This is a genomic window from Bacillus sp. FSL W8-0645 (assembly GCF_038007905.1).
In the GTDB taxonomy this organism is placed as follows: Bacteria; Bacillota; Bacilli; order Bacillales; family Bacillaceae; genus Bacillus; species Bacillus pumilus.
In genome coordinates this window covers 2,500,122-2,525,829 of sequence record NZ_JBBOYC010000001.1, presented here as the reverse complement: position 1 = coordinate 2,525,829, position 25,708 = coordinate 2,500,122, and the positions used below count along the sequence as shown (strand labels likewise).

The following is a 25,708-nucleotide window of genomic DNA, read 5'->3' as shown; positions in this document are numbered from 1 at the left end:
CGAGGAGGAAAAGGAAAAGATGGATTTAAAACAATATGTGACAGTTGTACCTGACTACCCAAAGGAAGGTGTACAATTTAAAGATATTACAACGTTAATGGATAAAGGCGAAGTGTACCGTTATGCAACGGATCAAATCGTTGAATACGCGAAGGAAAGAGACATTGATCTCATTGTTGGACCTGAAGCGCGTGGATTCATTATTGGCTGCCCTGTAGCATACGCACTTGGTGTAGGTTTTGCACCGGTTCGTAAAGAAGGAAAGCTTCCTCGTGAAGTCGTTAAAGTCGAATACGGCTTAGAATATGGGAAAGATGTATTAACGATTCATAAAGATGCGATTCGTCCTGGTCAACGTGTATTGATTACAGATGACTTACTTGCGACTGGTGGAACAATTGAAGCGTCCATCAAGCTTGTAGAGGAATTGGGCGGCGTTGTGGCAGGAATTGCATTCTTGATTGAGCTGACGTATCTGGACGGCAGAAAGAAGCTTGACGGTTACGACATCTTGACGTTAATGCAATACTAATGGAGTTTTACGAAAAAAGCACTCGGTAAGAAGGGTGCTTTTTTCCTATCAAAAATCTTTTAGCGGACTTCTTCTCTTTACATCTATCGAATTTTTCTTGATAATAAACTACAATACAGTTTTCATTTAAAAAGGTGATTCCATGGCGAACGAACAAGTTTTAACGGCGCAGCAGGTCATTGACAAGGCAAGAGAATACCTGTCCGCTGAACATATTCAATTTATAGAGCGAGCATATGAATATGCTGAAAATGCACATAAGGAGCAATACCGGAAATCTGGTGAGCCTTATATTATCCATCCAATTCAAGTGGCGGGGATTCTTGTTGACCTTGAAATGGACCCATCGACCATTGCAGGCGGTTTCCTGCACGATGTTGTCGAGGATACAGATGTGACATTACAGGATTTAAAAGAGTATTTTAACGAAGAAGTTGCGATGCTTGTTGATGGTGTAACAAAGCTCGGGAAGATTAAATATAAATCACAAGAAGAACAGCAGGCCGAAAACCATCGAAAAATGTTTGTGGCAATGGCGCAGGATATACGCGTCATCTTGATTAAACTGGCAGACCGTCTGCACAATATGAGAACGCTCAAACATCTTCCTCAGGAAAAGCAACGTAGAATTTCAAATGAAACTCTTGAAATCTTTGCACCGCTTGCGCACAGATTAGGGATTTCAAAGATTAAGTGGGAGCTTGAAGATACAGCGCTCCGTTACTTAAATCCGCAGCAATATTACCGGATCGTGAATCTCATGAAGCGCAAACGAGCGGAACGTGAGGAATACTTGGATGAGGTTGTCAATGAAGTAAAAGATCGTGTGTCAGAGGTAAACATCAAGGCTGAATTTTCCGGAAGACCAAAGCATATTTATAGTATTTATCGCAAAATGGTCCTGCAAAATAAGCAGTTTAATGAAATTTATGATCTGCTGGCCGTTCGTATTTTGGTTGACAGCATTAAAGACTGCTATGCCGTGCTCGGGATTATCCATACATGCTGGAAGCCGATGCCAGGCAGGTTTAAGGATTATATTGCAATGCCAAAGCCGAACATGTACCAATCGCTTCATACAACAGTGATTGGGCCAAAAGGTGACCCGCTTGAAGTTCAAATCCGAACAGTGGAAATGCATGAAATTGCAGAGTACGGAATTGCTGCGCACTGGGCATACAAAGAAGGAAAAGAGTCAGCAGAATCAACGGAGGAAGCTGTCTTCCAGAAGAAGCTCTCTTGGTTTAGAGAAATCCTTGAATTCCAAAATGAATCGACAGATGCAGAAGAGTTTATGGAATCGTTAAAGATCGATCTCTTCTCTGATATGGTGTTTGTCTTTACTCCAAAAGGAGACGTCATTGAACTGCCATCGGGTTCCGTGCCGATTGACTTCTCTTACCGGATTCACTCGGAAATTGGGAACAAAACGATCGGTGCGAAGGTCAACGGAAAGATGGTCACGCTCGATCATAAATTGAAAACAGGTGACATTATTGAAATTCTGACATCAAAGCACAGCTATGGGCCAAGTCAGGATTGGGTCAAACTTGCCCAAACCTCCCAAGCGAAGCACAAGATCAGACAGTTTTTCAAAAAACAGCGCCGTGAAGAAAATGTCGAAAAAGGCCGAGAACTCGTGGAGAAAGAAATCAAAAACCTTGAGTTTGATGTCAAAGACATCCTGACAGCTGAAAACCTGCAAAAAGTGGCTGACAAATTTAATTTTTCAAACGAAGAGGATATGTATGCAGCGGTTGGTTATAACGGAATTACTGCACTCCAAGTCGCCAATCGTTTAACTGAAAAAGAAAGAAAACAAAGAGATCAAGAAGAACAAGAAAAAACGGTTCAAGAAGTGACAGTAGAGCCAAAGACATATCACGGGAAGAAACGAGAAGCAGGTGTAAGAGTCAAAGGGATAGATAACCTGCTTGTCCGCTTATCTAAGTGCTGTAACCCTGTTCCAGGTGATAGCATTGTTGGTTTTATTACGAAAGGCCGAGGCGTATCTGTTCACCGTGATGACTGTCCGAACGTGAAGACAGGAGAAGCGCAAGAACGGTTAATTCCGGTAGAGTGGGAGCACGAACAGCCTGCTCGAAACCGTAAAGAATACAATGTGGAAATTGAAATACTAGGATATGATAGACGCGGCTTACTCAATGAGGTGCTTCAAGCAGTCAACGAAACCAAAACGAACATCTCGTCGGTTTCTGGTAAGTCTGACCGTAACAAAGTGGCGACGATCCATATGGCGATCTTTATCCAAAACATTAACCATTTGCACAAAGTGGTAGAACGCATTAAACAAATCAAAGACATCTACTCTGTTCGCCGATTCATGAATTAGAAAGGAAGTATATCGTCTATGAGGCTTGTTGTGCAGCGTGTGACAAGTGCATCTGTGAAGGTAGAAGAAGAGATCACAGGTGCCATCAATGAAGGATATATGGTACTCGTTGGTGTCACACACGAAGATACAGAAGAAGATGTGCATTATTTAGCTGATAAGCTTGCACATTTACGTATTTTTGAGGATGAAAACGGGAAAATGAATCATTCGTTATTGGATGTAAAAGGAAGCGTGCTGTCTGTGTCTCAGTTTACTCTTTATGGTGATACGAGAAAGGGCAGAAGGCCAAATTTTATGAAAGCAGCCAAGCCAGATGCTGCGAACGCCCTTTACGAAAGTTTCAATAAAGCCCTTAGAGAAAAAGGTATTCATGTAGAAACTGGCCGCTTTGGCGCGATGATGGATGTGTCATTGACCAATTCAGGGCCTGTCACTATCTGGATGGATAGCAAAGAATAGATTCACTTTAGACTGTAGATAAACTCTTGCAGGAGTTTGTTTAGAGTCTTTTTCTTTTGCGATCAAACAAAAAAGAGGCGCAGTGGCCTCTTTTTTCTAGCGGAAATATTGTTTTAATCCTTCTGTCATTCCTTCTGTGACTCGTTCTTGGTAAGAGGCGCTATAAATGATGGCTTCCTCCTGAGGATTGCTTAAATAGCCGAGTTCATATAAAAGAGAAGGACGTTTGTTTTCTCTTAACACGAAATAATCTCCGAATTTGACACCCTTATCAGGGATTTGAGAGCGTTTAGCGACTTCTGTATGAACGTTTGTCGCTAATTGCTGGTCTTTTGCTGCTTGATAATAATATGCCGTACTTCCTCTGACACTTGGGTCCATAAAACTATCATAATGAAGACTAATAAATGCATCTGCATTTCTGTAATGAGATGTTGCAACCCTCGATTGAAGGCTGATAAAAGTATCTTCACTTCTTGTTAAATAGACATTTGCACCAGAAGCCCTTAATTTTCCTGCCAGTAAATTGGCGGTTTTGATGGTAATGTTCTTCTCAAACGCACCATCTGCTCCAATCGTGCCGCTGTCTTTTCCGCCATGACCTGGATCAAGAACAATCGTTTTTCCTTTTAAAGAACCAGTTCCTGATGAAGAATCCTGCTGTGGTCTTGGTGCCTCGCTGCTATTTTTATTCGTTTGAACGACCCAGCTTGCTACATAACCAGTTCCGCCGTTTGATAACGTCACCTCGTACCAGTCACCTTGCGTGCGAACAATTTGATAGGCAGCGCCTTTTGTGGCTCTTTCTGCAATCTGAGCAGAGGTAGAAGCACTTTTTCGAATGTTGGTGCCATCGTAGACAATGTACGCTTTCTTTTGGGAAGCCGAAGAAGATGGATTCTTTTCACCAGCCGAACTCGCTCCATTGCTTGTGACGATGTAATAGCTTGCTGCCCAGCCTTTCACACCTTTTGCCTCAATTTCATACCAGCCGTTCTGCTCGCGCAAAATGGTGATCTGTGTGTTGCGGGCAAGTGAAGCGACGACTTGTGCATTTGGTGCCGCCGATTGCCTTACATTCAAGCTCGATACGCCAACTGTGCCTGTCTGTTTAGAGCGAGAGGACTCGCCAGAGCTTGATTGAGCAGCTTTTTGGCCGCCTGACACATAATCAGAGTGAACCCAGCCTACTGCTTGTTTATACGAAATTTTTGTCCATTCGCCGCTTGTCTGCAGCTTTTTAGCGGAAGCGCCTTGCGGGAAAGTTCCGACGACTTGATAGGAAGTCCCAGGGCCTGTCCGTATGCGAAGATCAGAGGCTGTCGATGTAATGGAACCGCTGCCTGCTGAGCTTTGATTTTGCGTCTTTGGCTTAGCGGAGTTTTGGCCGCCAGATGATGTCGTAATCAGCCATGAGACGACCCACCCTTTTTGACCGTTCGATAGCCCGATCTGCACCCATTCTCCTTGTTTCGTGAGAATGGGATAGCTTTCTCCGCGCTTCACAACAGCTGCGATTCCATAGCTTAAGCCAGGGCCCGTTCTCACATTGATTTCATCTGTAGCGACCACAGCTTGATCAGTTTGTGCTGTAGCATGTGTCATAGGCAAAGTACTTGCAATGAGAACAAAACAGGTAAGCAGCATCATCATTTGATTGTGTTTTTTTAGTTTCAAAACGATGTTTTCCCCTCCCTTGTAAAACCGATGAATGTAAATTCGTTATGTAATGGACTAATTCCTTGCAGTTTCCCTAATAAAAATGAATCAATCTGTTTATACTAAATAAAAACGTGATAAAAGGATGTACAAACATGAGATTAAGTAGAAAATTAGGACGAGTGCAATATAATGGACATCGTGATATCGATCGCTGGCAGCACGACGAAATGGATCAACCAGGCTTCCTTGAAGAAACCGCATCTGAATACGGATGTACGTCAAAAGAAGAGCTGGAAAAGAAAAAGAGGCCCGGCAAGGGTTGACAGAGTGGCAGCACCGACCTTATTATAATATAAATCAACACACTTGAAAATTTAAAATGTGGAACTGATGATAGAGAATAGTAGGGTAAATTGCGTGAGCAGAGAGGAATCGCCTTAGGCTGAAAGCGAATCCGCATGGCATTTATCACGAAAGAACACTCTGTAGGTTTCCTGCTGAACGCTCTAAAAATGAGTCAATAGGCGGAGAACGTGAATCTGCGTTAAGGATTTGAGCGGGAACATGGCTAGATCATGTTCCAACTAGGGTGGCACCACGGGTATAACTCTCGTCCCTACTATACACATAGTAGAGGCGGGGGTTTTTTATATGTCCACATAAAAAAATGAATGATGGTCGTAGGAGGACGAAAAATGAGTTTTAATATTCCAAGAGGCACACAGGATATTTTACCTGGAGAGTCAGAACGCTGGCAGTATGTTGAACAAATTGCAAGAGATACATGTGCGGCCTTTCAATACAAAGAAATCCGCACACCGATTTTTGAGCATACAGAGCTGTTTGCACGGGGAGTAGGCGAATCAACCGATATCGTTCAAAAAGAGATGTATACATTTGAAGATAAAAAGGGGCGCAGCATCACCCTTCGTCCAGAGGGAACGGCATCAACCGTACGTTCTTATGTTGAAAATAAATTATTTGCACAGCCGGCGCAGCCAACAAAGCTGTATTACATTGGGCCAATGTTCCGCTATGAACGTCCGCAAACGGGAAGATATCGTCAATTTTATCAGTTTGGGATTGAAGCGATCGGTTCAAAGGATCCAGCCATTGATGCAGAAGTTATTTCCCTTGCGATGAGTGTTTATGAGAAAGCAGGTCTTTCAAACTTAAAGCTCGTCATTAACAGCCTTGGTGACAAAGAGAGCCGTGCAGACTACCGCAAGGCACTTGTTGAGCACTTTGAGCCAAGAATCGATGAATTCTGTCATGACTGTCAAACCCGTTTACATCAAAATCCGCTGCGAATTCTTGATTGTAAAAAGGATCGTGACCACGAATTGATGGCAACGGCTCCATCCATTCAAGATTACTTAAATGATGAATCACGGACTTATTTTGAAAAGGTCAAACAATACTTAACAGATATAGGCGTTGAATATGTCGTCGATCCGAACTTAGTGCGCGGCCTTGATTACTACAATCACACGGCATTTGAGATCATGAGTAATGCTGAAGGCTTTGGTGCGATTACCACATTAGCCGGCGGAGGCCGATATGATGGACTTGTTGAAGGAATTGGCGGTCCTGAATCACCAGGAATCGGTTTTGCTATGAGTATTGAGCGTTTCCTATCAGCAATCGATGCTGAAGGGATTGATCTTCCACTGCAAGATGGCATTGATTTATACATTGCTGCACTCGGTGATGATGCGAAAGATTACGCTGTTTCATTATTAAATCGTCTGAGAAAAGAAGGCATTTCAAGCGAAATGGACTATACAGGGAAGAAATTAAAAGGACAATTTAAAGCGGCTGATCGATTAAAAGCCAAGTTTATTGCAGTCCTTGGTGAAGATGAGCTGGCGCAGCACATTGTGAATGTAAAAGATACGACAACGGGTGAACAAATTGAAGTGAAGCTTGATGAGCTGATTCAAATGATGAAGGCCCACAAGAAGGCGTAAAGAAGGAGTGGAATGTTTGTGTTTGGTAGAACTTTTTATTGTGGAGAAGTAACAGAAGACCAAATCGGTCAAACCGTTGTATTAAAAGGGTGGGTTCAAAAAAGACGTGACCTTGGCGGACTAATCTTTATTGATCTGCGTGACCGTACAGGAATTGTACAAGCTGTTTTCAATCCAGACCTTTCAAAAGAGGCACTCGAGACAGCAGAATCGATTCGTAATGAATATGTCCTTGATATTAAAGGAACGGTTGTCGCAAGAGAAGAAGCAACGATCAATCCAAATCTAAAAACAGGGAAAATTGAAATACAAGTCGAAACGGTCAGCGTGTTAAATGAAGCGAAGACCCCTCCTTTTGTTATTTCAGATCAAGCGGACGAGGTATCAGAAGATGTGCGCTTAAAATACCGTTACTTAGACCTTCGCCGTCCTGCTATGTTTGAAACGATGAAAATGCGACATGAAGTCACAAAAGCATTCCGCCATTTCTTAGATGACAACGGCTTTCTAGATATTGAAACACCGATTTTAACTAAAAGTACGCCAGAGGGTGCACGTGACTATCTTGTTCCAAGCCGTGTACACGAAGGAGAGTTCTATGCCTTGCCTCAGTCCCCGCAATTATTTAAACAATTGCTGATGGTCTCAGGAATGGATCGATACTATCAAATTGCCCGCTGCTTTAGAGATGAAGACTTGCGTGCTGACCGTCAGCCGGAATTCACACAAGTCGATATCGAAATGTCCTTTATGAGTCAAGAGGACATTATGACGCTTGCTGAAGAGATGATGGCAAAGGTGATGAAAGATGTCAAAGGCGTAGATTTGACATTGCCATTACCTCGCATGACTTATGATGAAGCGATGAACTCTTATGGTTCTGATAAACCAGATACACGTTTTGAGATGAAGCTTGTCAACATTTCAGACACGGTAAAAGACTCTGATTTCAAAGTCTTTAGCGGAGCTGTAAAAAATGGTGGAGCTGTGAAAGCCATCAATGTCAAAGGGGCTGCAGCGAACTACTCAAGAAAAGACATTGATGCCCTTGGTGCATTTGCTGCGAACTACGGTGCAAAAGGTCTAGCTTGGCTTAAAGCAGAAGGGACAGAATTAAAAGGGCCGATTGCTAAATTCTTTGACGAAGCAAAGCAAGCAGAATTAAAAGAGCAGCTTCAAGTCGAAGAAGGCGACCTTTTACTCTTTGTTGCAGATAAGACGTCTGTTGTCCATGACGCACTTGGCGCCCTTCGCCTAAAACTCGGCAAAGAGCTTGAACTCATCGATGAGTCTGTATTCAACTTCTTATGGATTGTTGATTGGCCGCTGCTTGAAAAAGATGAAGAAGAAGGCCGCTTCTATGCTGCCCATCATCCTTTCACAATGCCAGTACGCGACGATCTTGAATTAATTGAGACAAGCCCAGAAGACATGAAGGCACAGGCATACGATCTTGTCCTGAATGGCTATGAGCTTGGCGGAGGTTCGATTCGTATTTTCGAAAAGGACATTCAAGAAAAAATGTTTAGCTTACTTGGGTTTTCAAAAGAAGAGGCTTATGAACAATTCGGCTTCCTTCTAGATGCTTTTAAGCACGGTGTTCCTCCGCATGGCGGAATCGCGCTTGGTCTTGACCGCTTAGTGATGCTGCTTGCCGGCCGCTCTAACCTAAGAGACACGATTGCGTTCCCGAAAACGGCAAGTGCGAGCTGCGTGTTAACAGATGCTCCAGGCCATGTGAGCGAAGCGCAGCTTGAAGAGCTAAGTTTAGCCATTAAAACAAAAGTAAAACAGTAAAATAGACGCATGGATATAGGCATGTAAACGCTTGAAAAAGCGGCATGCCTATGATATGCTTTCTTCAATCAATAAATAAAGTCCTGATACGTACGATGGTTACCTAGTTTTGACCGAACATTTTTTTATACGGGAGCTTGCCTTTCCTTTCTGCATAAATGCCTCTTTAGAGGACTTATAAAGTCAGGAAGAAAGCACCCACCTGCATGGTGCGGGGTTCAAAACGAAGGAAAAGCTGGCGGCGTTGTCGGGACTTTTTTGTGTTTTTTTCTTTTTCAGAAGGATGACGAAGAAGGTTGAATATGATATGATTCTTTCGATTCATTTTAAATAAAGGTGGAGTGAGGCACTTGTTACATCAGTTTTCAAGAAACGAGCTTGCCATTGGCAAGGAAGGCTTAGATATATTAAAAAACAGTACAGTGGCAGTGCTTGGTGTGGGCGGCGTTGGTTCATTTGCAGTTGAGGCACTCGCTCGTTCAGGTGTTGGCCGTATTGTTCTTGTTGATAAAGATGATATTGATATTACAAATGTAAATCGTCAGCTGCCAGCATTGCTTTCAACAGTTGGTCAGCCAAAGGTTGACTTAATGCAGGCGAGAATCGCTGATATTAATCCAGAATGTGAAGTTGTTGCACTCAAGATGTTTTATACAGAGGAAACATATGAGCAATTTTTTGAATATCCGCTTGATTATGTCATCGATGCGTCAGATACGATTCACTATAAAATTCATTTAATGAAAGAGTGTCTGAAACGCAATGTGAACATCATTTCAAGTATGGGAGCAGCAAACAAAACAGATCCGACCCGCTTCAAAATTGATGACATTTCAAAAACACATACCGACCCAATTGCAAAAGTCGTGAGAACGCGTCTACGCAAAGAAGGGATTCGTAAAGGGATTGAAGTCATCTTCTCTGATGAAAGTCCGATTGTGATTCGCGAAGATGTCAGAAAAGAAGTTGGAAATGATGAAGCGAAGATTCGCAAGGCACAAATGCCGCCATCATCCAATGCATTTGTCCCGTCTGTTGCAGGATTGATCATGGGTGGTCATGTCATTATGCAGCTTTTGAAAGATATTCCAATTACACGTGTGAAAGATAAATAAACAGCCCACCTGCTAATAGGCAGGGGGCTTTTTTTATTTTTGGCGTTTTAAGTTCTCATATACCTGTTTCAGTGCGCCTTCAAATTTACCTGTTTGCTTCGGTTCATAGTATTGCTTGTTTTTCAGCGGATCAGGTAAGTACTGCTGCTTCACCCAGCCGTTTTCATAATCGTGTGGGTATAAGTAATCGACACCTCTGCCGAGTGCTGTAGCTCCTTTGTAGTGAGCATCCTTTAAATGAACAGGGATTTCACCAATTTTCCCTGAACGAATGTCACCAAGTGCCGCATCGATCGCCTTATATGCTGAGTTGGACTTAGGAGAAAGACACAGTTCAATGACTGCGTTAGCCAGCGGAATTCGGGCTTCCGGGAAGCCGACTCTTTCTGCTGTTTGAACAGCGCTTAACACACGAGGGCCTGCCTGCGGACTAGCTAAGCCAATATCTTCGTAAGCCATCACGAGTAATCTCCTTGAAATGCTTTCAAGGTCTCCTGCTTCAATCAGTCTGGCAAGGTAATGCAGCGCCGCATCTGCGTCAGATCCTCTAATGGATTTTTGAAAAGCCGAGAGGACATCATAATGAGCATCACCATTCTTATCATGTGAGAAGCTCTTTTTTTGTAAACATTCTTCTGCTGCGGCAAGAGTAATCATAATATGCCCAGCCTCATCTGCTTTTGTCGATAAAACAGCTAGTTCTAACGCATTTAAAGCAGAGCGTACGTCTCCGCCGCATCCATTGGCAAAATGATTCATCGCTTCATCGTCTACTGCCACCTCATACCCGCCAAGTCCGCGATGTTCATCCTGTAACGCTCTTGTTAATGCAGCCTTGATTTGCTCTGTTTCAAGCGGTTTTAGCTCAAATATTTGTGTCCGGCTTCGAATGGCAGGGTTGATCGCATGATAGGGGTTAGCCGTCGTTGCGCCAATTAAAATGATCATGCCATTTTCTAAATAAGGAAGAAGAAAATCCTGCTTTCCTTTATCAAGCCTGTGAACCTCGTCTAAAATGAGGATGACCTGGCCGCTCATTTTCGCTTCAGCGGCGACAGCTTCCATATCCTTTTTGTTATGAATGACCGCATTCAACGTCCGAAACGCAATGCTTGTACTGCCAGCGATCGCCGTCGCAATCGATGTTTTTCCGATGCCCGGCGGTCCGTATAAAATCATCGAGGATAAATGTTTTGCCTCGACCATTCGTCTAATAATTTGACCTTCTCCAACGAGATGCTCCTGCCCAATGATGTCTTCAATATGACTTGGGCGCATCCGGTACGCTAAAGGTTTCATGATTATCTCTCCTAAAGCAATGTCTTGTTTGTATAGAGTACCGAAATTTCTTCAAATAGAAAAGGGATGCGTCCTCTTATCGCGCTCAGAACCGGCAAATGAAAGTTGGCTGAAAGTATGATATAATTGCTTTTGGTCTATATAAGCGTATATGAAATCAGAAAAATAATTGATGACATAGAAATAGAAAACGCAGAGGTGTTTAACTTGAAAATTTCTACTAAAGGCAGATATGGTCTGACGATCATGATCGAATTAGCCAAAAAACATGGCGAAGGCCCTACATCATTAAAATCAATCGCTCAAAACAATAATTTGTCTGAGCATTATTTAGAGCAGCTTGTATCACCACTTCGGAATGCTCGTCTTGTGAAAAGTATTCGCGGTGCATATGGCGGCTATGTTCTTGCACATGAACCAAACGAGATCACAGCCGGTGATATTATTCGTGTATTAGAAGGACCGATTAGTCCTGTCGAAGTCATTGAAAACGAGGAACCAGCAAAGCGTGCACTTTGGATTCGGATTCGTGATGCAGTAAAAGACGTACTGGACAATACAACTCTTGAAGACTTGGCAAGCTATCAAGATGACGAGGATCAAGAGGCGTATATGTTCTATATTTAGATCAGAGGTGTACCGGGAATGGAACGTATCTATTTAGATCATGCAGCCACAACGCCGATGGATCAGCGTATTGTGGACAAGATGATGCCTTACTTTACAGAGATATTTGGCAATCCCTCTAGTATTCATTCATATGGGCGCGAGGCAAGAAAGTGGCTCGATGAAGCAAGAGAAGTGATTGCAGGAGAATTACACTGTAAACCACAGGAGATCATCCTCACAAGTGGAGGAACAGAGGCGGACAACCTGGCGATTACAGGTGTGGCCATGGCAAGACAGCATGAAGGAAAACATATCATCACAGCAAAAACAGAGCATCATGCGGTGCTGCACACATGTGAACGCCTAGAGAAGCTAGGATTTGACGTGACATATTTAGATGTGGATGAAACTGGATTGATTCATCTTGAACAACTAAAACAAGCACTAAGAGATGATACGATTCTTGTGACCATCATGTACGGCAATAATGAAACAGGTGTGATTCAGCCAATCAAAGACATTGGCGAGCTTTTACACAATCACACTGCTCATTTTCATACAGACGCCGTGCAGGCGTTTGGAACAATGCCAATCGATGTAGCAGACCTTCATATTGATCTCTTATCTGCTTCTGGCCATAAGCTAAATGGTCCAATGGGAACGGGCTTTTTATATGTAAACGAAGGCGTGAAACTTTCTCCGCAAATTTTCGGAGGAGAACAAGAAAGAAAACGCCGTGCTGGCACTGAAAATGTGGCAGGGATCGTCGGACTTGCAGAAGCTGTTCAATTAACGAAGCAAAATAGAAGAGAAAAAGCCATGCATTATGGTAAGCTCAAAGAAATCATGCTACAAGTATTCGAAGAGGAATCACTTACTTTCTCTATCAATGGGCACCCGGAAGAGACATTGCCGCACATTTTAAATGTTCATTTCCCGGGCGTTTCTATCGAATCGTTACTTGTGAATTTAGATATGGAAGGAATTGCTGTTTCAAGTGGATCTGCATGTACGGCTGGATCCGTCCTTCCTTCGCACGTGTTAAGCGCCATGTATGGCGAAGAAGCAGACAAGCTGACGTCCTCAGTCAGAATAAGCTTCGGTCTTGGGAATGAAGAGGATCATGTGAAGCAGGCGGCGCGCAAGATAGTAGCTGTTGTCAAACGCTTAGCCAAATAAACGTTCCTCTTTTGTTCGTGTGTGAAAAATGAAACAGCCAGGCACCTGAAGAACGAAACGCACATGCTGTTTCATTGAAAATGGAGTTGATGAAGATGACAAAAAGACCAGAAGACACAAGAGTTGTGGTCGGTATGTCCGGAGGAGTCGATTCATCAGTTGCTGCTCTTATGCTAAAGGAGCAAGGCTATGATGTAATCGGCATATTTATGAAAAACTGGGATGACACAGATGAAAATGGTGTATGTACAGCAACGGAGGACTATGAGGATGTCATCCGCGTATGTAACCAAATTGGAATCCCTTATTATGCAGTGAATTTCGAGAAGCAATATTGGGACAAAGTGTTTCAATATTTCCTTGATGAATATAAAGCGGGCAGAACGCCAAACCCTGATGTCATGTGTAACAAAGAAATTAAGTTCAAAGCGTTCCTTGAGCACGCATTGTCACTCGGTGCGGATTATTTAGCAACAGGTCACTATGCGCGCGTCGACAGAACTGGCGATGAAGTCAAAATGCTAAGAGGTCTTGATGCCAACAAAGACCAAACGTATTTCTTAAATCAGCTGACTCAGGAACAGCTTGATAAAGTCATGTTTCCAATCGGTGATCTAGAGAAAAAAAGGGTTCGTGAATTGGCAAAAGAAGCAGAGCTCGCAACAGCAACGAAAAAAGATTCAACGGGTATTTGCTTTATTGGAGAAAGAAACTTTAAAACGTTCCTCGGTCAATATTTGCCTGCACAGCCTGGCGTGATGCAGACGATGGACGGAGAAGTCAAAGGGGAGCACGATGGACTGATGTATTACACGATCGGTCAGCGCCAAGGTCTTGGCATTGGCGGTAGCGGTGATCCTTGGTTTGTCGTTGGAAAAGACTTGGAACAAAATATCCTGTTTGTCGAACAAGGCTTCCATAATCCACTTTTATATTCTGAAAGCATTTCAGCCGTCAATATCAGCTGGACTCGTCCTCATATTGTCGGTGAAAACGGTGAATTAACCTGCACAGCTAAATTCAGATACCGTCAAGAAGATCACCATGTGAAGGTGAAAATGACAGGTGAGCAAGAAGCGATGGTCATCTTTGATGAACCCGTTCGTGCTGTCACACCAGGACAAGCGGTTGTCTTTTATGATGGCGACGAATGTCTCGGCGGCGGAACAATTGACGATGTCTTTAAGGTCGGCCAAAAGCTGTCGTACGTGTAACATGTTTTCAAAACCTCAACGTCGCTGTTGAGGTTTTTTAATGAAAGGATGAGAGAGCGAATGAATCATAACGAAATCGGCATAGAAGCCTTAAATCAGGGGAACATCGAAAAAGCAGCAGAAGCTTTTACGAAAGCCATTGAAGAAAGCCCGAAAGACCCGGTTCCATATATTAACTTTGCGAACTTGCTTTCAAGCATTAATGAATTTGAACGTGCGTTAAACTTCTTTCAAAAAGCAATAGAACTTGATCACGCCGCAGCTGCAGCCTATTACGGGGCAGGAAATGTATACACATTAAAAGAAGACTTTATGAAAGCAAAAGACTATTTTGAACAAGCACTACAAGCTGGGATGGAAAATAGTGATTTATTTTATATGCTGGGGCAAACGCTCATCAAATTAGAGCAGCCGAAGCTTGCGATGCCTTATCTTCAGCGTGCCATCGAACTGAATGAAGATGATAATGAAGCAAGATTTCAATTTGGCATGTGCTTAGCTAATGAACAATTGCTGGAAGAAGCGGTGACGACCTTTACCGAGGTGATCGTGCGTGATCCGCAGCATGCAGATGCCTTTTATAATTTAGGGGTTGCGTATGCATACTTAGAGAAAAAAGACGCAGCACTTGAGATGCTAGGAAAAGCCATTGACGTGCAGCCTGACCATATGCTGGCACTACATGCGCAAAAGCTGATTCAAGAAGCAGAATAGACGGAAGGAGGGAAGACCTGTGCAGGAACATCCAGATCAAATGAAGCTTGAGGACGAACCGTTTTTAAAAGGGACAGTTCAAGCCGTTATTTTCCATAATGAAAGTAATTTATACTCGGTGTTAAAGGTGAAAGTCATTGAAACATCGGAAAACTTAGAGGAAAAAACAGCATCTGTCACAGGCTACTTCCCAGCACTTCATGAGGAAGAAACTTACACCTTCTATGGCAAAGTCACAAGCCATCCGAAATTTGGTGAACAGTTTCAGGCCACTCATTTTCAAAAGGAAGTACCGACAACAAAGCAAGGAATCATTCATTATCTCTCAAGTGATTTATTCGAAGGGATAGGGAAAAAGACGGCGGAAGAAATTGTAGGGCAGCTTGGCACCCAGACGCTTCATAAAATTATGCGTGACCCAGCGGTTTTGTATGACGTTCCGCGCTTATCAAAAAAGAAGGCAGATAAGCTGGCCGCAGCGCTCCAGGAGCATCAAGGACTGGAACAAATCATGATCAGCCTGAATCAATACGGCTTTGGTCCGCAGCTCAGCATGAAGATTTATCAAGTGTACGAGAGTGAGACGCTGCAGAAGATTGAAGAAAACCCGTATCAGCTCGTCAAGGATGTCGAAGGGATCGGATTTATTAAGGCGGATGAACTTGGCGCTAGAACCGGCATCTCAGGAAATGACCCAGAGCGAATCCGTGCAGCCTTGCTTTATACAGTGGAGACAGCCAGCCTTCAGGACGGTCATACGTACATACAAACAAAGGATTTGATCGTCGAAACCCGAAAACTGCTCAATCAGACAGGCAATGAGTACAAAGTGACGGAAATGGACGTCGCCAATCAGATCATTGCACTTGGCGAAGGGAAAGAGATGATCATTGAAGATGAGCGCTGCTATCATCCGTCCTTATTTTATGCCGAGCAAAGTGTCGCCAAACGTATACAAAAAATCGTCTCCCAAACGGAATATGCAGATCAATTCCCTGAATCAGAATTTCTGCTAGCTCTTGGTGAGCTCGAGGAACGGCTGGGCGTCCAGTATGCACCGACACAAAAGGAAGCGATTCAAAAGGCGCTCATGTCCCCAATGCTGCTTTTAACAGGCGGACCTGGGACTGGGAAGACAACAGTCATTAAAGGGATTGTTGAGCTTTACAGCGATCTTCACGGGGTATCTCTTGATCCGAGTGATTACAAAAAAGATGAATCCTTTCCATTTGTGCTTGCGGCGCCAACTGGACGAGCAGCTAAACGGATGACAGAATCAACAGGGCTTCCAGCTGTGACGATTCACCGGCTGCTTGGTTGGAACGGGTCAGAGGGATTCTCGCATGATGAAGAACAGCCGATTGAAGGAAAGCTTGTCATCATTGATGAATCAAGTATGCTAGATATTTGGCTTGCGAATCATTTGTTTAAAGCCATTCCTGATCATATCCAAGTGATCATGGTGGGGGATGAACATCAGCTTCCGTCAGTCGGACCAGGCCAAGTGTTAAGAGACTTGCTTGCATCACAAGCTGTGCCAGCTGTTACCCTGACAGATATTTACCGTCAGGCAGACGGCTCCAGCATTGTTGAACTTGCACATGATATGAAAAATGGCGTCCTGCCAAAGGATATTACCGCACGTTCAAAGGATCGATCTTTCATAAAATGCTCAGTTGATCAAATGAAAGAAGTGATTGAGAAGGTCGTCAGCAATGCTGCTCAAAAAGGCTATTCAGCTAAAGACATTCAAGTGCTTGCGCCCATGTATAAAGGAAAAGCAGGCATTAATGAGCTCAATAAAATGCTGCAGCACATTTTGAATCCTAAAAAACCAAAGGGCAGAGAAATCCCATTTGGTGATGTCGTGTACCGGACCGGTGATAAAGTGCTTCAGCTAGTGAATCAGCCAGAGAACAATATTTTTAACGGTGATATTGGCGAGATTGTCTCGATTTTCTATGCGAAAGAAAACACGGAAAAAGAAGACATGGCTGTGATCTCCTTTGATGGGAATGAAATCACCTTTACAAAAAAGGATTTTCATCAATTTACACATGCCTATTGCTGTTCGATCCACAAATCACAAGGCAGTGAATTCCCCATCGTTGTGCTTCCAGTCGTGAGAAGCTACTATAGAATGCTTCGGCGAAATCTGCTGTACACAGCCATTACACGAAGTAAAAAGTTTTTAATTCTGTGCGGCGAGGAATCAGCACTGGAGTGGGGCGTGAAAAACAATGAGGATTCGCTCAGACAAACGTCCTTAACGATGCGGCTCGTGCAAACCGAAGAGGTTATGGATGCGGAGCTTGCAGCACTTCAAAAAGAACTGCCGTTTAGCGTGCATGATGCAAATATCGGTATGGAGGGAATCACTCCATTTGATTTTATGCATGAATAAAAGGCTTCCAGATGGGAGCTTTTTTAGCATGAAAAGAAATCCTCATATTTCGTTCATGGAAGCCATTTCTTCGTATGAGTCTTGACGCAAACGCACACGATAAGACTGTTCCGCAAAAGGTGGTTGAGCACATTTTGAGAACATGTCGAGAGCTTGAAGGAATGTCAATCTATACAGGTGAAACGTCTCATTCACTTGGTTCGATAAAAGATATTTGTTTATTAGCCGGAGGCAACTGCGGAGGATATGTGTTAGATGGGAAAAAGAAAGACTGTGCACTCGTTCCATTCTCGGCTGGGGATCAGCTGACAGACAAAGGCTTATATGTGAGCTGCCAGGAGGGAATAGGCATGGAATCCTCCGCCCCATCCTTCTTATTTTCGAAATTGAAAAAGAAAATGATGCAGTCGCCTGACGGTGAAAATTTAGGCATTTTAGAAGATGTATACTTTTGCACAAATTCGGGCACAATCGTAGCATATGAACTCTCGGACGGCTTCTTTACAGAGCTATCAGGGATTCGAAAACAGCTTCAGGCTGCCGGAACCTTGATCAACGTTCAAAAGGAAGCACTTGTTCTAAACCGAACGTAAAGAGGTGCTGATTATGCTCATTTGCCCAAATTGCAAATGTAAAGACATCGGAAAAATTGGGGTCAATCAATATTATTGCTGGGGCTGTTTTATTGAATTGACGCTGTCAAAAGGCAAAATATCTACACACCAAGTGGAAGAAGACGGAACACTAAGCAGCTTAGATGATCTGTTTAGTGATGATGAACGTTCAATTCAACTATAAGTGTTAAGGGGGAATTTCGAATGGGCAAAATGACTTCTTCACTATTAACGCTTGGTGCAGGTGCACTCGCATATCACTTTGCAAGCCGATATGATATGCCATCAAAGCGGGATATGAAAAAGCTAAGAAAACGCGTTATGAGAATGATGTAAGCAAATAATTGTTGGCAAAGGGCTAAAATGACCTTCATTTTAGCCCTTTGTTTTCATTTTCAGCGTGATATAAAACCTTTGAAGTCTAGGAAGGGCGAGCATCGGAACGGAGCGAATTTGACATTCGTGAGTACTGGAGCGCAGACCTGACACCGAATGCGAGGGTTTGCCTACACGCTGAGACATCCGCCAAAAGCGGATGTCTTTTTTATGCCTGCCTATATTCTAATCGGCGCGCCAGTAATGATAAGCTGAAATTGACGACAAAATACATCATTGCCGCTAATAAGAAAATGGGCAGTAAGTAAGATTGGCTCTGACCGTTTAATATTTGAGCGTGATGCAATAGTTCTGGAAGGGCAATCACAACGGCAAGCGATGTATCTTTTAAAAGAGAAATAAATTGACTGACAATCGGCGGTACCATTCGGCGTAAAGCCTGCGGCATAATAATCATTTTTAACGTTTGGATATAGGTTAAACCAGAAGACCTGGCTGCTTCGATCTGTCCCTTATCAATTGATTTTAAACCGCTTCGAATAATTTCTGACAGCATTGCTGATTCAAATACGGTTAAAGCTGCAATAGCTGAGGCTGTAATGCTCAGCTTAATGCCGATTTCGGGCAGTGCAAAATATGTGAAAAAGATGATCAATAAGAGCGGCAGGTTTCGAATGGTTTCGACGACGACTGCAACGATCTTTGATAAAACTGGAATTTGAGCGAACCGTAATGTGCCAATGACTAATCCAATGAGAAAGCTCAAAATGATGGAGATAAAAGCCACTTTTAAGGTGACAGCAAATCCTTCAAGTAAAAAGGCGAGATGATCAGGCTGGTAGGCACCTAGAAAATCCATGATGTTTCCTCCTTTCTAGTGGCTTCTTGCTAATCTTTTTTCTAAATAACCAACGCCTAAACTGAGCGGAATCGTTAATAGCAGATAGAACATGGCAACAAAGATGTAGACATCAAATGTCACAAATGTTCTAGAAGCGATGAGGTCTCCTTGATACATAAGGTCAAACCCTGCAATAACACCTAAAATAGAGGAGTTTTTGACAAGGTTAATAAATTGATTCCCAAGAGGGGGAATGACAATTTTAATTGCTTGCGGCAGAATGATATACCGCATCGTCCCGCCATAGGATAGACCTGAAGCACGGGCTGCTTCCATTTGTCCAAGCGGTACAGCTTGTATCCCTGCGCGAATGGCTTCAGCAATAAAGGCAGAGGTATAAATGGCAAGGGCAATTGTGCCAGCGGTGAAGCCATCTGCTACAATGCCTAGCACGGGTAATCCAAAGAAGAAGACAAATGTAATCAATAATAACGGAATATTCCGAACAAATTCCACGTAAGCCGTTCCTAATAAGTTGAGCGGCCTAAGTGGCGCAATTCTCATAATGGCAATGAGTGTACCGATCAAAAAGCTTCCAATCAAAGCAATGACACTTGCACCAACGGTATATTTGAAGCCTTCTACATAAAGATGAAAATTTTCAATAAGAATGGAAAACCGTAGCAATCAGTTCACTTCCTTCCTATCAACAGGTGAGCCAATGAGCGGCTCACCCTGAGAGAATCATTCTTCACAAGTCAAACGGTTATTCTTTGATCCATTTTTGATGAATCTTGTCATACTCTCCATTGTCTTTTAAGGTTTTTAGGGCTTTATTGATCGCAGCTGTTAATTTCTGATCACCTTTTTTCACAGCAATACCATAAGGCTCATCTGTAAAGGTGCCGCCGACGACTTCGTAATTTGAATCCTCATCTGCCATACCAAATAAGATCGCATTATCGGTTGTCAGCACTTGCCCTTGGTTTGATTTTAAAGCTGTAAAAGCCTCCTGATAGTTCTCAAATTCTAATACAGACGCTTTAGGTGCTTTCTCGCGGATATTTTGAGAAGAAGTAGATCCTTTCACTGCAAGCACTTTCGTCCCTTTTTTAAGATCATCAATCGATTGAATGTCGCTTCCTTTTTTCACAAGCAGTGATTGTCCTGCTTCAAAGTAAACATCTGAGAAATTGACTTCTTTTTTACGCTCTTCGGTAATCGTCATGGTTGCGACGATCGCATGAATATCTCCTTTTTGCAGTAGTGGAATTCTCGTTTTTGATGTCACTTCTTTGAATTCTGCTTTTCCTTCATCACCGAGCATTTCATTTGCAATAGCTTTTGCAATATCGATATCAAACCCTTCGATATCTCCACTGCTAGGATTTTTGAGACCGAAGAGACGTGTATCATTCTTGACCCCGAATATGATTTTTTTGTCTTTCTGAATGGTTTCTAAAGAGCTTCCTTTTTTTGCATCAGTCGAGCCTTTTTCAGCAGATCCGCAAGCAGCCAATGCAGCAATACAGCAAGTCATAAAGAGTAGTAGGCCAAAGCGTTTCATTTTTTTCATCAAATCATTCCCCCTAGTGATTTAAAATACGGCTTAAAAAGAGCTGAGCGCGTTTCTCACGCGGTTTCTCATAAAATGCAGCCGGTGTTGACTCTTCAAGAACTCTGCCTTCATCAATAAAGACAATACGGTCGGCGACTTCTCTGGCAAATCCCATCTCATGAGTGACGACAACCATGGTCATTCCTTCTCGGGCGAGCTGCTTCATCACATCTAGTACCTCTCCAATCATCTCTGGGTCAAGTGCGGATGTCGGTTCGTCGAACAGCATGACTTCTGGTTTCATCGCAAGCCCTCTTGCAATGGCAACACGCTGCTGCTGTCCGCCTGAGAGTCTTGAAGGGTAGGCGTCCGCTTTATCAGGAATACCGACTTTATTTAAATAAAATTCGGCTGTTTCCCTCGCTTCTTCCTTGCTCACCTTTTTCACCTTCATTGGCGCAAGCATAATGTTTTCAAGCACCGTCTTATGAGGGTAGAGGTGAAAATGCTGAAACACCATCCCAATATTTTGCCTGACAAGATTGATGTTGGTCTTCGGATGCTGAACAGGCACTTCGTTGACGAGTACCTTTCCCTCATCAATGCTTTCAAGACGATTGATGCATCTGAGCATCGTGCTTTTACCTGATCCTGAAGGACCGATGATCACGACAACCTCACCTTTTTGAATATGTAGGTTAATGTCTTTCAGTACATGGAACTGGCCATAATGCTTGTTGACTTCTTCGAATGTGATCATGAAGAACCTCCTCTTGTACATGATGGAATATTCAGTGTAGACATTTTAGTGACTTTGGATGGAGCTGTATGTTTCATGTGTATTCATTTTTAACAAAGTTAGGACAAATTTTATTTACATGGATAATTACAGAAGATGGATAAACAATAAGAAAAGAGGTGAAAAAGGTGAAGAAACGTCCGGTCCAATTTCTGATATATGCCGCAGGGGTCCTGCTTGTCCTTGCATCCTTGTTCATTTTACTGCAGCTCGACGAGTTATGGATGCCTATTTTTTTGTTGTTCAAGGCGGTTCTAATTCCGCTTCTCATTGCCATTTTTATTTCTTATCTGCTTTATCCGATAGTGGAAAAATTGCACGCGGGGGGCTTACCAAGGACTGTTAGTCTCTTATTGATTTATGTACTGTTTTTTGGCGGGATTGGGCTTGCGGTTTATAAAGGAGCGCCTGTCATGATCAAGCAGTTAAATGAGTTGTCAGAACAAATTCCTGTGCTTGCTGAAACGTATAATGGCGCTTTATCACATATTCATCATCATACAAGCCATTGGCCTGACGGACTTCACGACCGTTTGGATCGCTTAATTGTTCAATCGGAGACATATGCAGCTAACGGCGCGGAGCGGATGATTCTTAGCTGTAAAGTATTACTTGATTACGCATTAATTGCAGCACTCATTCCTTTTCTTGTTTTTTATATGGTGAAGGACATGAATACGATGAAGCGGGCTGCATGGTATTTGACGCCGCCATCTTTTCGGAAGAGGGGACATGCGTTTGTGAAGGCAGTTGATGAATCACTTGGTAATTATATTAGAGGGCAAATACTTGTCTGTTCATTAATTGGGGGGGCAGCAGCCATTGTGCTTTGGCTGTTTCATATCCCGTATCCGCTTGTCCTAGGTATGCTGATTGGTGCAACGAATGTCATTCCGTATTTTGGACCGATTATCGGTGCGGTTCCCGCTGTCTTTATTGCGTTTACCATCTCGGTTAAATCGGTTATGATTGTGCTGATTACAGTAGCGGTGCTGCAATTTTTAGAAAGCAACATCCTCAGCCCGATCATCGTAGGGAGAAGCCTTCATATGCATCCTGTCGTCATTATGCTTGTCTTAATTGCAGGAGGAGAGTTATTTGGTTTAATTGGCATGATTTTAGCCGTACCAACTGCCGCTATAATCAGAGTGATCATTGTGCAATATATTCTCATGAGACGAAGCGTTCATTGACAAGAGGAGCCGAGTTGTCTATAATAATTTCGATTCATACTACATACTGAATTCAATGACGGACCCGAGTACGTTAAAAAGCTGTTGCAGAGAGAGGCTTTGTTTTGCTGAGAAAAGCCTTATCAGACCTTTAACGGAAGCTAGTCCCGAGTGCAGATAAACACTGCCGCTCTCTTCCGGCGTTATCGGATGTGAAGGTGATAGACGAATAGGTCTATAATCAGGGTGGTACCGCGAGAGCATCTCGTCCCTGTGTAAGTCGTTTTGTGCTTGCATAGGGCGGGGTGTTTTTTCGTTTGTGTGGAGATTGATGAATGATAAGGGAGGATTTTTGAATGAAAACTTTAACTTCAGCTCAAGTACGCCAAATGTTTTTAGACTTTTTTAAAGAAAAAGGACATGCTGTAGAACCGAGTGCATCACTCGTACCGCATGATGATCCGACACTTTTGTGGATCAACAGCGGCGTGGCAACATTAAAGAAATACTTTGATGGCCGCGTTGTACCTGAAAATCCGCGTATTTGCAACGCGCAAAAATCGATACGTACAAATGATATTGAAAACGTAGGAAAAACGGCACGCCATCATACGTTCTTTGAAATGCTCGGCAACTTCTCTATTGGTGATTATTTTAAAGAAGAAGCGATCGAATGGGCGTGGGAGTTCCTTACAAGTGACGAGTGGATTGGTTTTGACCCGAATTTGTTATCTGTCACTGTCCATCCAGAGGACGAAGAAGCGTATGTACTATGGAGAGATAAAATTGGTGTACCAGAAGAACGTATTATTCGCCTTGAAGGCAACTTCTGGGATATTGGCGAGGGCCCAAGTGGACCGAATACCGAAATTTTCTATGACCGCGGTGAATCATACGGTCACGACATGAACGATCCAGAATTATATCCCGGCGGAGAAAATGAGCGTTATCTAGAAGTGTGGAACCTAGTGTTCTCTGAATTTAACCATAATCCAGATGGGTCATACACGCCGCTTCCGAAGAAAAACATTGATACAGGGATGGGGCTTGAACGAATGGTATCTGTCATTCAAAACGTGCCAACGAATTTTGATACAGATCTATTCATGCCAATTATTCGTGCAGTTGAGACCATTTCTGGAGAAAGCTATGGCGAGACAAAGGAAAAGGATACAGCATTCAAAGTCATTGCGGACCACATCCGAACGGTTGCCTTTGCTGTAAGTGATGGAGCGCTTCCTTCCAATGAAGGCCGCGGGTATGTGTTAAGACGTTTGCTTCGCCGTGCCGTGCGTTATGCAAAAACCATTCACATCCATCGCCCGTTTATGTTTGACCTAGTTCCAGTTGTGGCGGAAATCATGAAGGATTTCTACCCAGATGTACAAGCGAAAGAAGAATTTATTGCGAAAGTCATCAAGAATGAAGAAGAACGCTTCCATGAAACACTGAACGAAGGCTTAGCTATTTTGTCAGAAGTCATCAAAAAAGAAAGAGACAAAGGCAGCACGCAGATTTCAGGTGAAGATGTATTTAAGCTGTATGATACGTATGGATTCCCTGTCGAGCTCACAGAAGAATATGCAGAAGATGAGAATATGACAGTGGATCGAGAAGGCTTCCAGGCTGAGATGGAGAAGCAGCGTGAACGTGCAAGAAATGCGAGACAAGATGTCGGCAGTATGCAGGTTCAAGGCGGCGCTTTAGGAGATATTAAAGTAGAAAGCACATTTGTTGGCTACGAAAATCTAACGGCAGATGCCCATATTGTCGAATTGCTTCAAAATGGTGAAATTGTTACAGAAGCACATGAAGGCGATACAGTGCAAATTTTGTTAGATGAAACACCTTTCTATGCGGAAAGCGGCGGACAAGTGGCTGATAAAGGGACATTGAAAAGCGCTGAAGTGAACATTGACATCAAAGATGTGAAAAAGGCGCCAAATGGTCAGCATGTTCATGAGGGAGTAGTCGTAAGCGGTACAGCCAAAAAAGGACTTGAAGTCACTGCGGAAGTGGAATCAGCTCTTCGAAAAGGCATTGTGAAAAACCATACAGCGACACATCTTTTGCATCAGGCGCTAAAAGACGTTTTGGGCAGCCACGTGAACCAGGCAGGATCATTGGTGAATGAAAATAGACTTCGCTTTGACTTCTCTCACTTTGGACAAGTCACAAAAGAAGAATTGTCTCAGATTGAAAAAATGGTGAACGAAAAGATCTGGGAAGGCATCTCTGTTGCTATTGACCTGAAGCCGATTGCTGAAGCAAAAGAAATGGGTGCAATGGCGCTCTTTGGCGAGAAGTATGGTGATATTGTCCGAGTTGTCCAAGTAGGCGATTACAGCATCGAGCTATGCGGCGGCTGTCATGTGCAAAATACTGCGGAAATCGGGTTGTTTAAAATTGCATCTGAATCGGGTATTGGTGCTGGAACACGCCGGATTGAGGCGGTGACTGGTAAAGGGGCATACGAAGAATTAAATGACCAGCTGACGATTTTAGAGCAGGCAGCGAGTGAGCTGAAGTCAAATACGAAGGATGTACCAAAACGTATCGCTTCATTGCAGGCAGATTTAAAAGAGGTTCAAAGAGAAAACGAATCTCTTCTTGCAAAATTAAGCCAGGCTGAAGCAGGCTCTATTTTAGAGAAAGTGACAGAAATCGGCGGAGTAAAAGTGTTAACTGAAAAAGTAAACGCGAAAGACATGAACCATTTAAGAACAATGGTTGATGACTTAAAAGCCAAATTAGGATCAGCTGTCATTGTGCTCGGAGCCGTTCAAAACGGAAAAGTAAACATTTCAGCAGGAGTGACAAAAGACGTCATCGAAAAAGGTCTGCATGCAGGGAAACTTGTGAAACAGGCAGCTGAAATCTGCGGCGGAGGCGGAGGCGGACGCCCAGACATGGCACAAGCAGGCGGAAAACAACCGGAAAAGCTAGAAGAAGCACTGGCAATTGTCGAAGAATCTGTCAAATCCGTTTTATAATCAGGCGATGTAGTGTAGAATAATGGTATTAGATGAGCGGTTAGAAAAAAGCTTGCTAGTAGAATGTTGGAAGAGAGGTGCAAGA

Annotated in this window: 23 protein-coding genes, 1 other RNA gene and 2 other annotated features; of the genes, 18 read left to right on the top strand and 6 right to left on the bottom strand. The window is 43.2% G+C overall.

The genetic code is table 11. The annotated features are described in order from the left end of the window. The first annotated feature begins 19 nt into the window (after window positions 1-19). The 3 genes from NST39_RS13010 (at window position 20) to dtd (ending at window position 3,347) form a co-directional block, all read left to right on the top strand. Window positions 20-532, top strand: a complete 513-nt coding sequence (locus NST39_RS13010) for an adenine phosphoribosyltransferase (RefSeq protein ID WP_003216770.1) — start codon at window positions 20-22, stop codon at window positions 530-532. A 142-nt stretch (window positions 533-674) separates the two neighbouring features. Next, on the top strand, window positions 675-2,885 hold the full coding sequence (locus NST39_RS13005; protein ID WP_044140028.1) for a RelA/SpoT family protein: 2,211 nt from the start codon (window positions 675-677) through the stop codon (window positions 2,883-2,885). 18 nt (window positions 2,886-2,903) lie between these two features. Next, entirely contained in the window at window positions 2,904-3,347 is a 444-nt protein-coding gene (dtd, locus tag NST39_RS13000) for a D-aminoacyl-tRNA deacylase (RefSeq protein ID WP_044140029.1), read from the top strand. A 96-nt stretch (window positions 3,348-3,443) separates the two neighbouring features. Here the strand turns inward: dtd and NST39_RS12995 are convergent, their stop codons facing one another. Then, window positions 3,444-5,000, bottom strand: coding sequence for an SH3 domain-containing protein (locus tag NST39_RS12995; protein WP_426552288.1), 1,557 nt, complete (start codon window positions 4,998-5,000; stop codon window positions 3,444-3,446). Window positions 5,001-5,161: 161 nt separating this feature from the next. On the opposite strand from NST39_RS12995, the gene NST39_RS12990 reads away from it, so the two are divergent. The 5 genes from NST39_RS12990 (at window position 5,162) to NST39_RS12970 (ending at window position 9,891) form a co-directional block, all read left to right on the top strand. After that, a complete protein-coding gene (locus tag NST39_RS12990) occupies window positions 5,162-5,332 on the top strand; it encodes a YrzK family protein (protein WP_157957781.1) in 171 nt (56 codons plus the stop codon). Between the two features lie 58 nt (window positions 5,333-5,390). Further along, window positions 5,391-5,630, top strand: a binding site (T-box leader). 74 nt (window positions 5,631-5,704) lie between these two features. After that, complete coding sequence (hisS, locus tag NST39_RS12985) at window positions 5,705-6,979, top strand: histidine--tRNA ligase (RefSeq protein WP_003216423.1); 1,275 nt, start codon at window positions 5,705-5,707, stop codon at window positions 6,977-6,979. Between the two features lie 18 nt (window positions 6,980-6,997). Further along, window positions 6,998-8,776, top strand: a complete 1,779-nt coding sequence (aspS, locus tag NST39_RS12980; protein WP_341028728.1) for an aspartate--tRNA ligase — start codon at window positions 6,998-7,000, stop codon at window positions 8,774-8,776. Window positions 8,777-8,853: 77 nt separating this feature from the next. Next, a non-coding RNA gene (ssrS, locus tag NST39_RS12975) (6S RNA) lies at window positions 8,854-9,034 on the top strand. A 92-nt stretch (window positions 9,035-9,126) separates the two neighbouring features. Beyond that, window positions 9,127-9,891 carry a tRNA threonylcarbamoyladenosine dehydratase gene (locus NST39_RS12970; protein ID WP_044140034.1) on the top strand — a complete coding sequence of 255 codons (765 nt, stop codon included), beginning with the start codon at window positions 9,127-9,129 and terminating at the stop codon, window positions 9,889-9,891. Between the two features lie 33 nt (window positions 9,892-9,924). Here NST39_RS12970 and NST39_RS12965 read toward each other — a convergent pair whose 3' ends face one another. Further along, window positions 9,925-11,190, bottom strand: coding sequence for a replication-associated recombination protein A (locus NST39_RS12965; RefSeq protein WP_065098515.1), 1,266 nt, complete (start codon window positions 11,188-11,190; stop codon window positions 9,925-9,927). A 207-nt stretch (window positions 11,191-11,397) separates the two neighbouring features. On the opposite strand from NST39_RS12965, the gene cymR reads away from it, so the two are divergent. From cymR to NST39_RS12925, 8 genes are all read left to right on the top strand, one after another. Continuing rightward, window positions 11,398-11,817, top strand: coding sequence for a cysteine metabolism transcriptional regulator CymR (gene cymR, locus NST39_RS12960; protein ID WP_044139599.1), 420 nt, complete (start codon window positions 11,398-11,400; stop codon window positions 11,815-11,817). Window positions 11,818-11,835: 18 nt separating this feature from the next. Continuing rightward, on the top strand, window positions 11,836-12,978 hold the full coding sequence (locus NST39_RS12955; protein WP_106066921.1) for a cysteine desulfurase family protein: 1,143 nt from the start codon (window positions 11,836-11,838) through the stop codon (window positions 12,976-12,978). Window positions 12,979-13,073: 95 nt separating this feature from the next. After that, entirely contained in the window at window positions 13,074-14,192 is a 1,119-nt protein-coding gene (gene mnmA / locus NST39_RS12950) for a tRNA 2-thiouridine(34) synthase MnmA (protein ID WP_341028724.1), read from the top strand. 60 nt (window positions 14,193-14,252) lie between these two features. Then, entirely contained in the window at window positions 14,253-14,906 is a 654-nt protein-coding gene (locus NST39_RS12945; RefSeq protein ID WP_185107042.1) for a tetratricopeptide repeat protein, read from the top strand. A 19-nt stretch (window positions 14,907-14,925) separates the two neighbouring features. Then, window positions 14,926-17,310 carry an SF1B family DNA helicase RecD2 gene (gene recD2 / locus NST39_RS12940; RefSeq protein WP_065098513.1) on the top strand — a complete coding sequence of 795 codons (2,385 nt, stop codon included), beginning with the start codon at window positions 14,926-14,928 and terminating at the stop codon, window positions 17,308-17,310. A gap of 134 nt (window positions 17,311-17,444) precedes the next feature. After that, window positions 17,445-17,903 (top strand): PRC-barrel domain-containing protein, encoded by a 459-nt coding sequence (locus tag NST39_RS12935; RefSeq protein WP_065098677.1) that lies wholly within the window; start codon window positions 17,445-17,447, stop codon window positions 17,901-17,903. Window positions 17,904-17,916: 13 nt separating this feature from the next. Continuing rightward, window positions 17,917-18,108, top strand: a complete 192-nt coding sequence (locus NST39_RS12930) for a hypothetical protein (RefSeq protein WP_003216308.1) — start codon at window positions 17,917-17,919, stop codon at window positions 18,106-18,108. 20 nt (window positions 18,109-18,128) lie between these two features. Then, a complete protein-coding gene (locus NST39_RS12925) occupies window positions 18,129-18,260 on the top strand; it encodes a YrzQ family protein (RefSeq protein ID WP_003216198.1) in 132 nt (43 codons plus the stop codon). 208 nt (window positions 18,261-18,468) lie between these two features. Here NST39_RS12925 and NST39_RS12920 read toward each other — a convergent pair whose 3' ends face one another. The 4 genes from NST39_RS12920 to NST39_RS12905 form a co-directional block, all read right to left on the bottom strand. After that, entirely contained in the window at window positions 18,469-19,119 is a 651-nt protein-coding gene (locus tag NST39_RS12920; RefSeq protein ID WP_065098512.1) for an amino acid ABC transporter permease, read from the bottom strand. Between the two features lie 15 nt (window positions 19,120-19,134). After that, entirely contained in the window at window positions 19,135-19,788 is a 654-nt protein-coding gene (locus NST39_RS12915; RefSeq protein ID WP_341028718.1) for an amino acid ABC transporter permease, read from the bottom strand. Between the two features lie 79 nt (window positions 19,789-19,867). Further along, complete coding sequence (locus NST39_RS12910) at window positions 19,868-20,677, bottom strand: transporter substrate-binding domain-containing protein (RefSeq protein WP_341028716.1); 810 nt, start codon at window positions 20,675-20,677, stop codon at window positions 19,868-19,870. A gap of 13 nt (window positions 20,678-20,690) precedes the next feature. Continuing rightward, window positions 20,691-21,419, bottom strand: coding sequence for an amino acid ABC transporter ATP-binding protein (locus NST39_RS12905; RefSeq protein WP_044139592.1), 729 nt, complete (start codon window positions 21,417-21,419; stop codon window positions 20,691-20,693). Window positions 21,420-21,586: 167 nt separating this feature from the next. Between NST39_RS12905 and NST39_RS12900 the strand changes: the two genes are divergently transcribed. Both NST39_RS12900 and alaS read left to right on the top strand, forming a co-directional pair. Next, window positions 21,587-22,651 (top strand): AI-2E family transporter, encoded by a 1,065-nt coding sequence (locus NST39_RS12900; protein WP_341028714.1) that lies wholly within the window; start codon window positions 21,587-21,589, stop codon window positions 22,649-22,651. A 46-nt stretch (window positions 22,652-22,697) separates the two neighbouring features. Continuing rightward, window positions 22,698-22,906: a binding site (T-box leader), on the top strand. Between the two features lie 80 nt (window positions 22,907-22,986). Next, window positions 22,987-25,623, top strand: a complete 2,637-nt coding sequence (alaS, locus tag NST39_RS12895; protein ID WP_340960713.1) for an alanine--tRNA ligase — start codon at window positions 22,987-22,989, stop codon at window positions 25,621-25,623. The last annotated feature ends 85 nt before the right edge of the window (window positions 25,624-25,708 follow it).

What these genes read in the sequence shown, in the direction of transcription:
- alaS (WP_340960713.1), top strand. Translation starts at nt 22,987, where the DNA reads ATGAAAACTTTAACTTCAGCTCAAGTACGCCAAATGTTTTTAGACTTT.
- NST39_RS12965 (WP_065098515.1), bottom strand. Translation starts at nt 11,190, where the DNA reads ATGAAACCTTTAGCGTACCGGATGCGCCCAAGTCATATTGAAGACATC.
- NST39_RS12930 (WP_003216308.1), top strand. Translation starts at nt 17,917, where the DNA reads ATGCTCATTTGCCCAAATTGCAAATGTAAAGACATCGGAAAAATTGGG.
- NST39_RS12995 (WP_426552288.1), bottom strand. Translation starts at nt 5,000, where the DNA reads ATGATGATGCTGCTTACCTGTTTTGTTCTCATTGCAAGTACTTTGCCT.
- hisS (WP_003216423.1), top strand. Translation starts at nt 5,705, where the DNA reads ATGAGTTTTAATATTCCAAGAGGCACACAGGATATTTTACCTGGAGAG.
- NST39_RS12990 (WP_157957781.1), top strand. Translation starts at nt 5,162, where the DNA reads ATGAGATTAAGTAGAAAATTAGGACGAGTGCAATATAATGGACATCGT.
- dtd (WP_044140029.1), top strand. Translation starts at nt 2,904, where the DNA reads ATGAGGCTTGTTGTGCAGCGTGTGACAAGTGCATCTGTGAAGGTAGAA.
- NST39_RS12910 (WP_341028716.1), bottom strand. Translation starts at nt 20,677, where the DNA reads ATGAAAAAAATGAAACGCTTTGGCCTACTACTCTTTATGACTTGCTGT.
- mnmA (WP_341028724.1), top strand. Translation starts at nt 13,074, where the DNA reads ATGACAAAAAGACCAGAAGACACAAGAGTTGTGGTCGGTATGTCCGGA.
- NST39_RS13005 (WP_044140028.1), top strand. Translation starts at nt 675, where the DNA reads ATGGCGAACGAACAAGTTTTAACGGCGCAGCAGGTCATTGACAAGGCA.
- NST39_RS12905 (WP_044139592.1), bottom strand. Translation starts at nt 21,419, where the DNA reads ATGATCACATTCGAAGAAGTCAACAAGCATTATGGCCAGTTCCATGTA.
- NST39_RS13010 (WP_003216770.1), top strand. Translation starts at nt 20, where the DNA reads ATGGATTTAAAACAATATGTGACAGTTGTACCTGACTACCCAAAGGAA.
- NST39_RS12945 (WP_185107042.1), top strand. Translation starts at nt 14,253, where the DNA reads ATGAATCATAACGAAATCGGCATAGAAGCCTTAAATCAGGGGAACATC.
- NST39_RS12925 (WP_003216198.1), top strand. Translation starts at nt 18,129, where the DNA reads ATGGGCAAAATGACTTCTTCACTATTAACGCTTGGTGCAGGTGCACTC.
- NST39_RS12955 (WP_106066921.1), top strand. Translation starts at nt 11,836, where the DNA reads ATGGAACGTATCTATTTAGATCATGCAGCCACAACGCCGATGGATCAG.
- NST39_RS12920 (WP_065098512.1), bottom strand. Translation starts at nt 19,119, where the DNA reads ATGGATTTTCTAGGTGCCTACCAGCCTGATCATCTCGCCTTTTTACTT.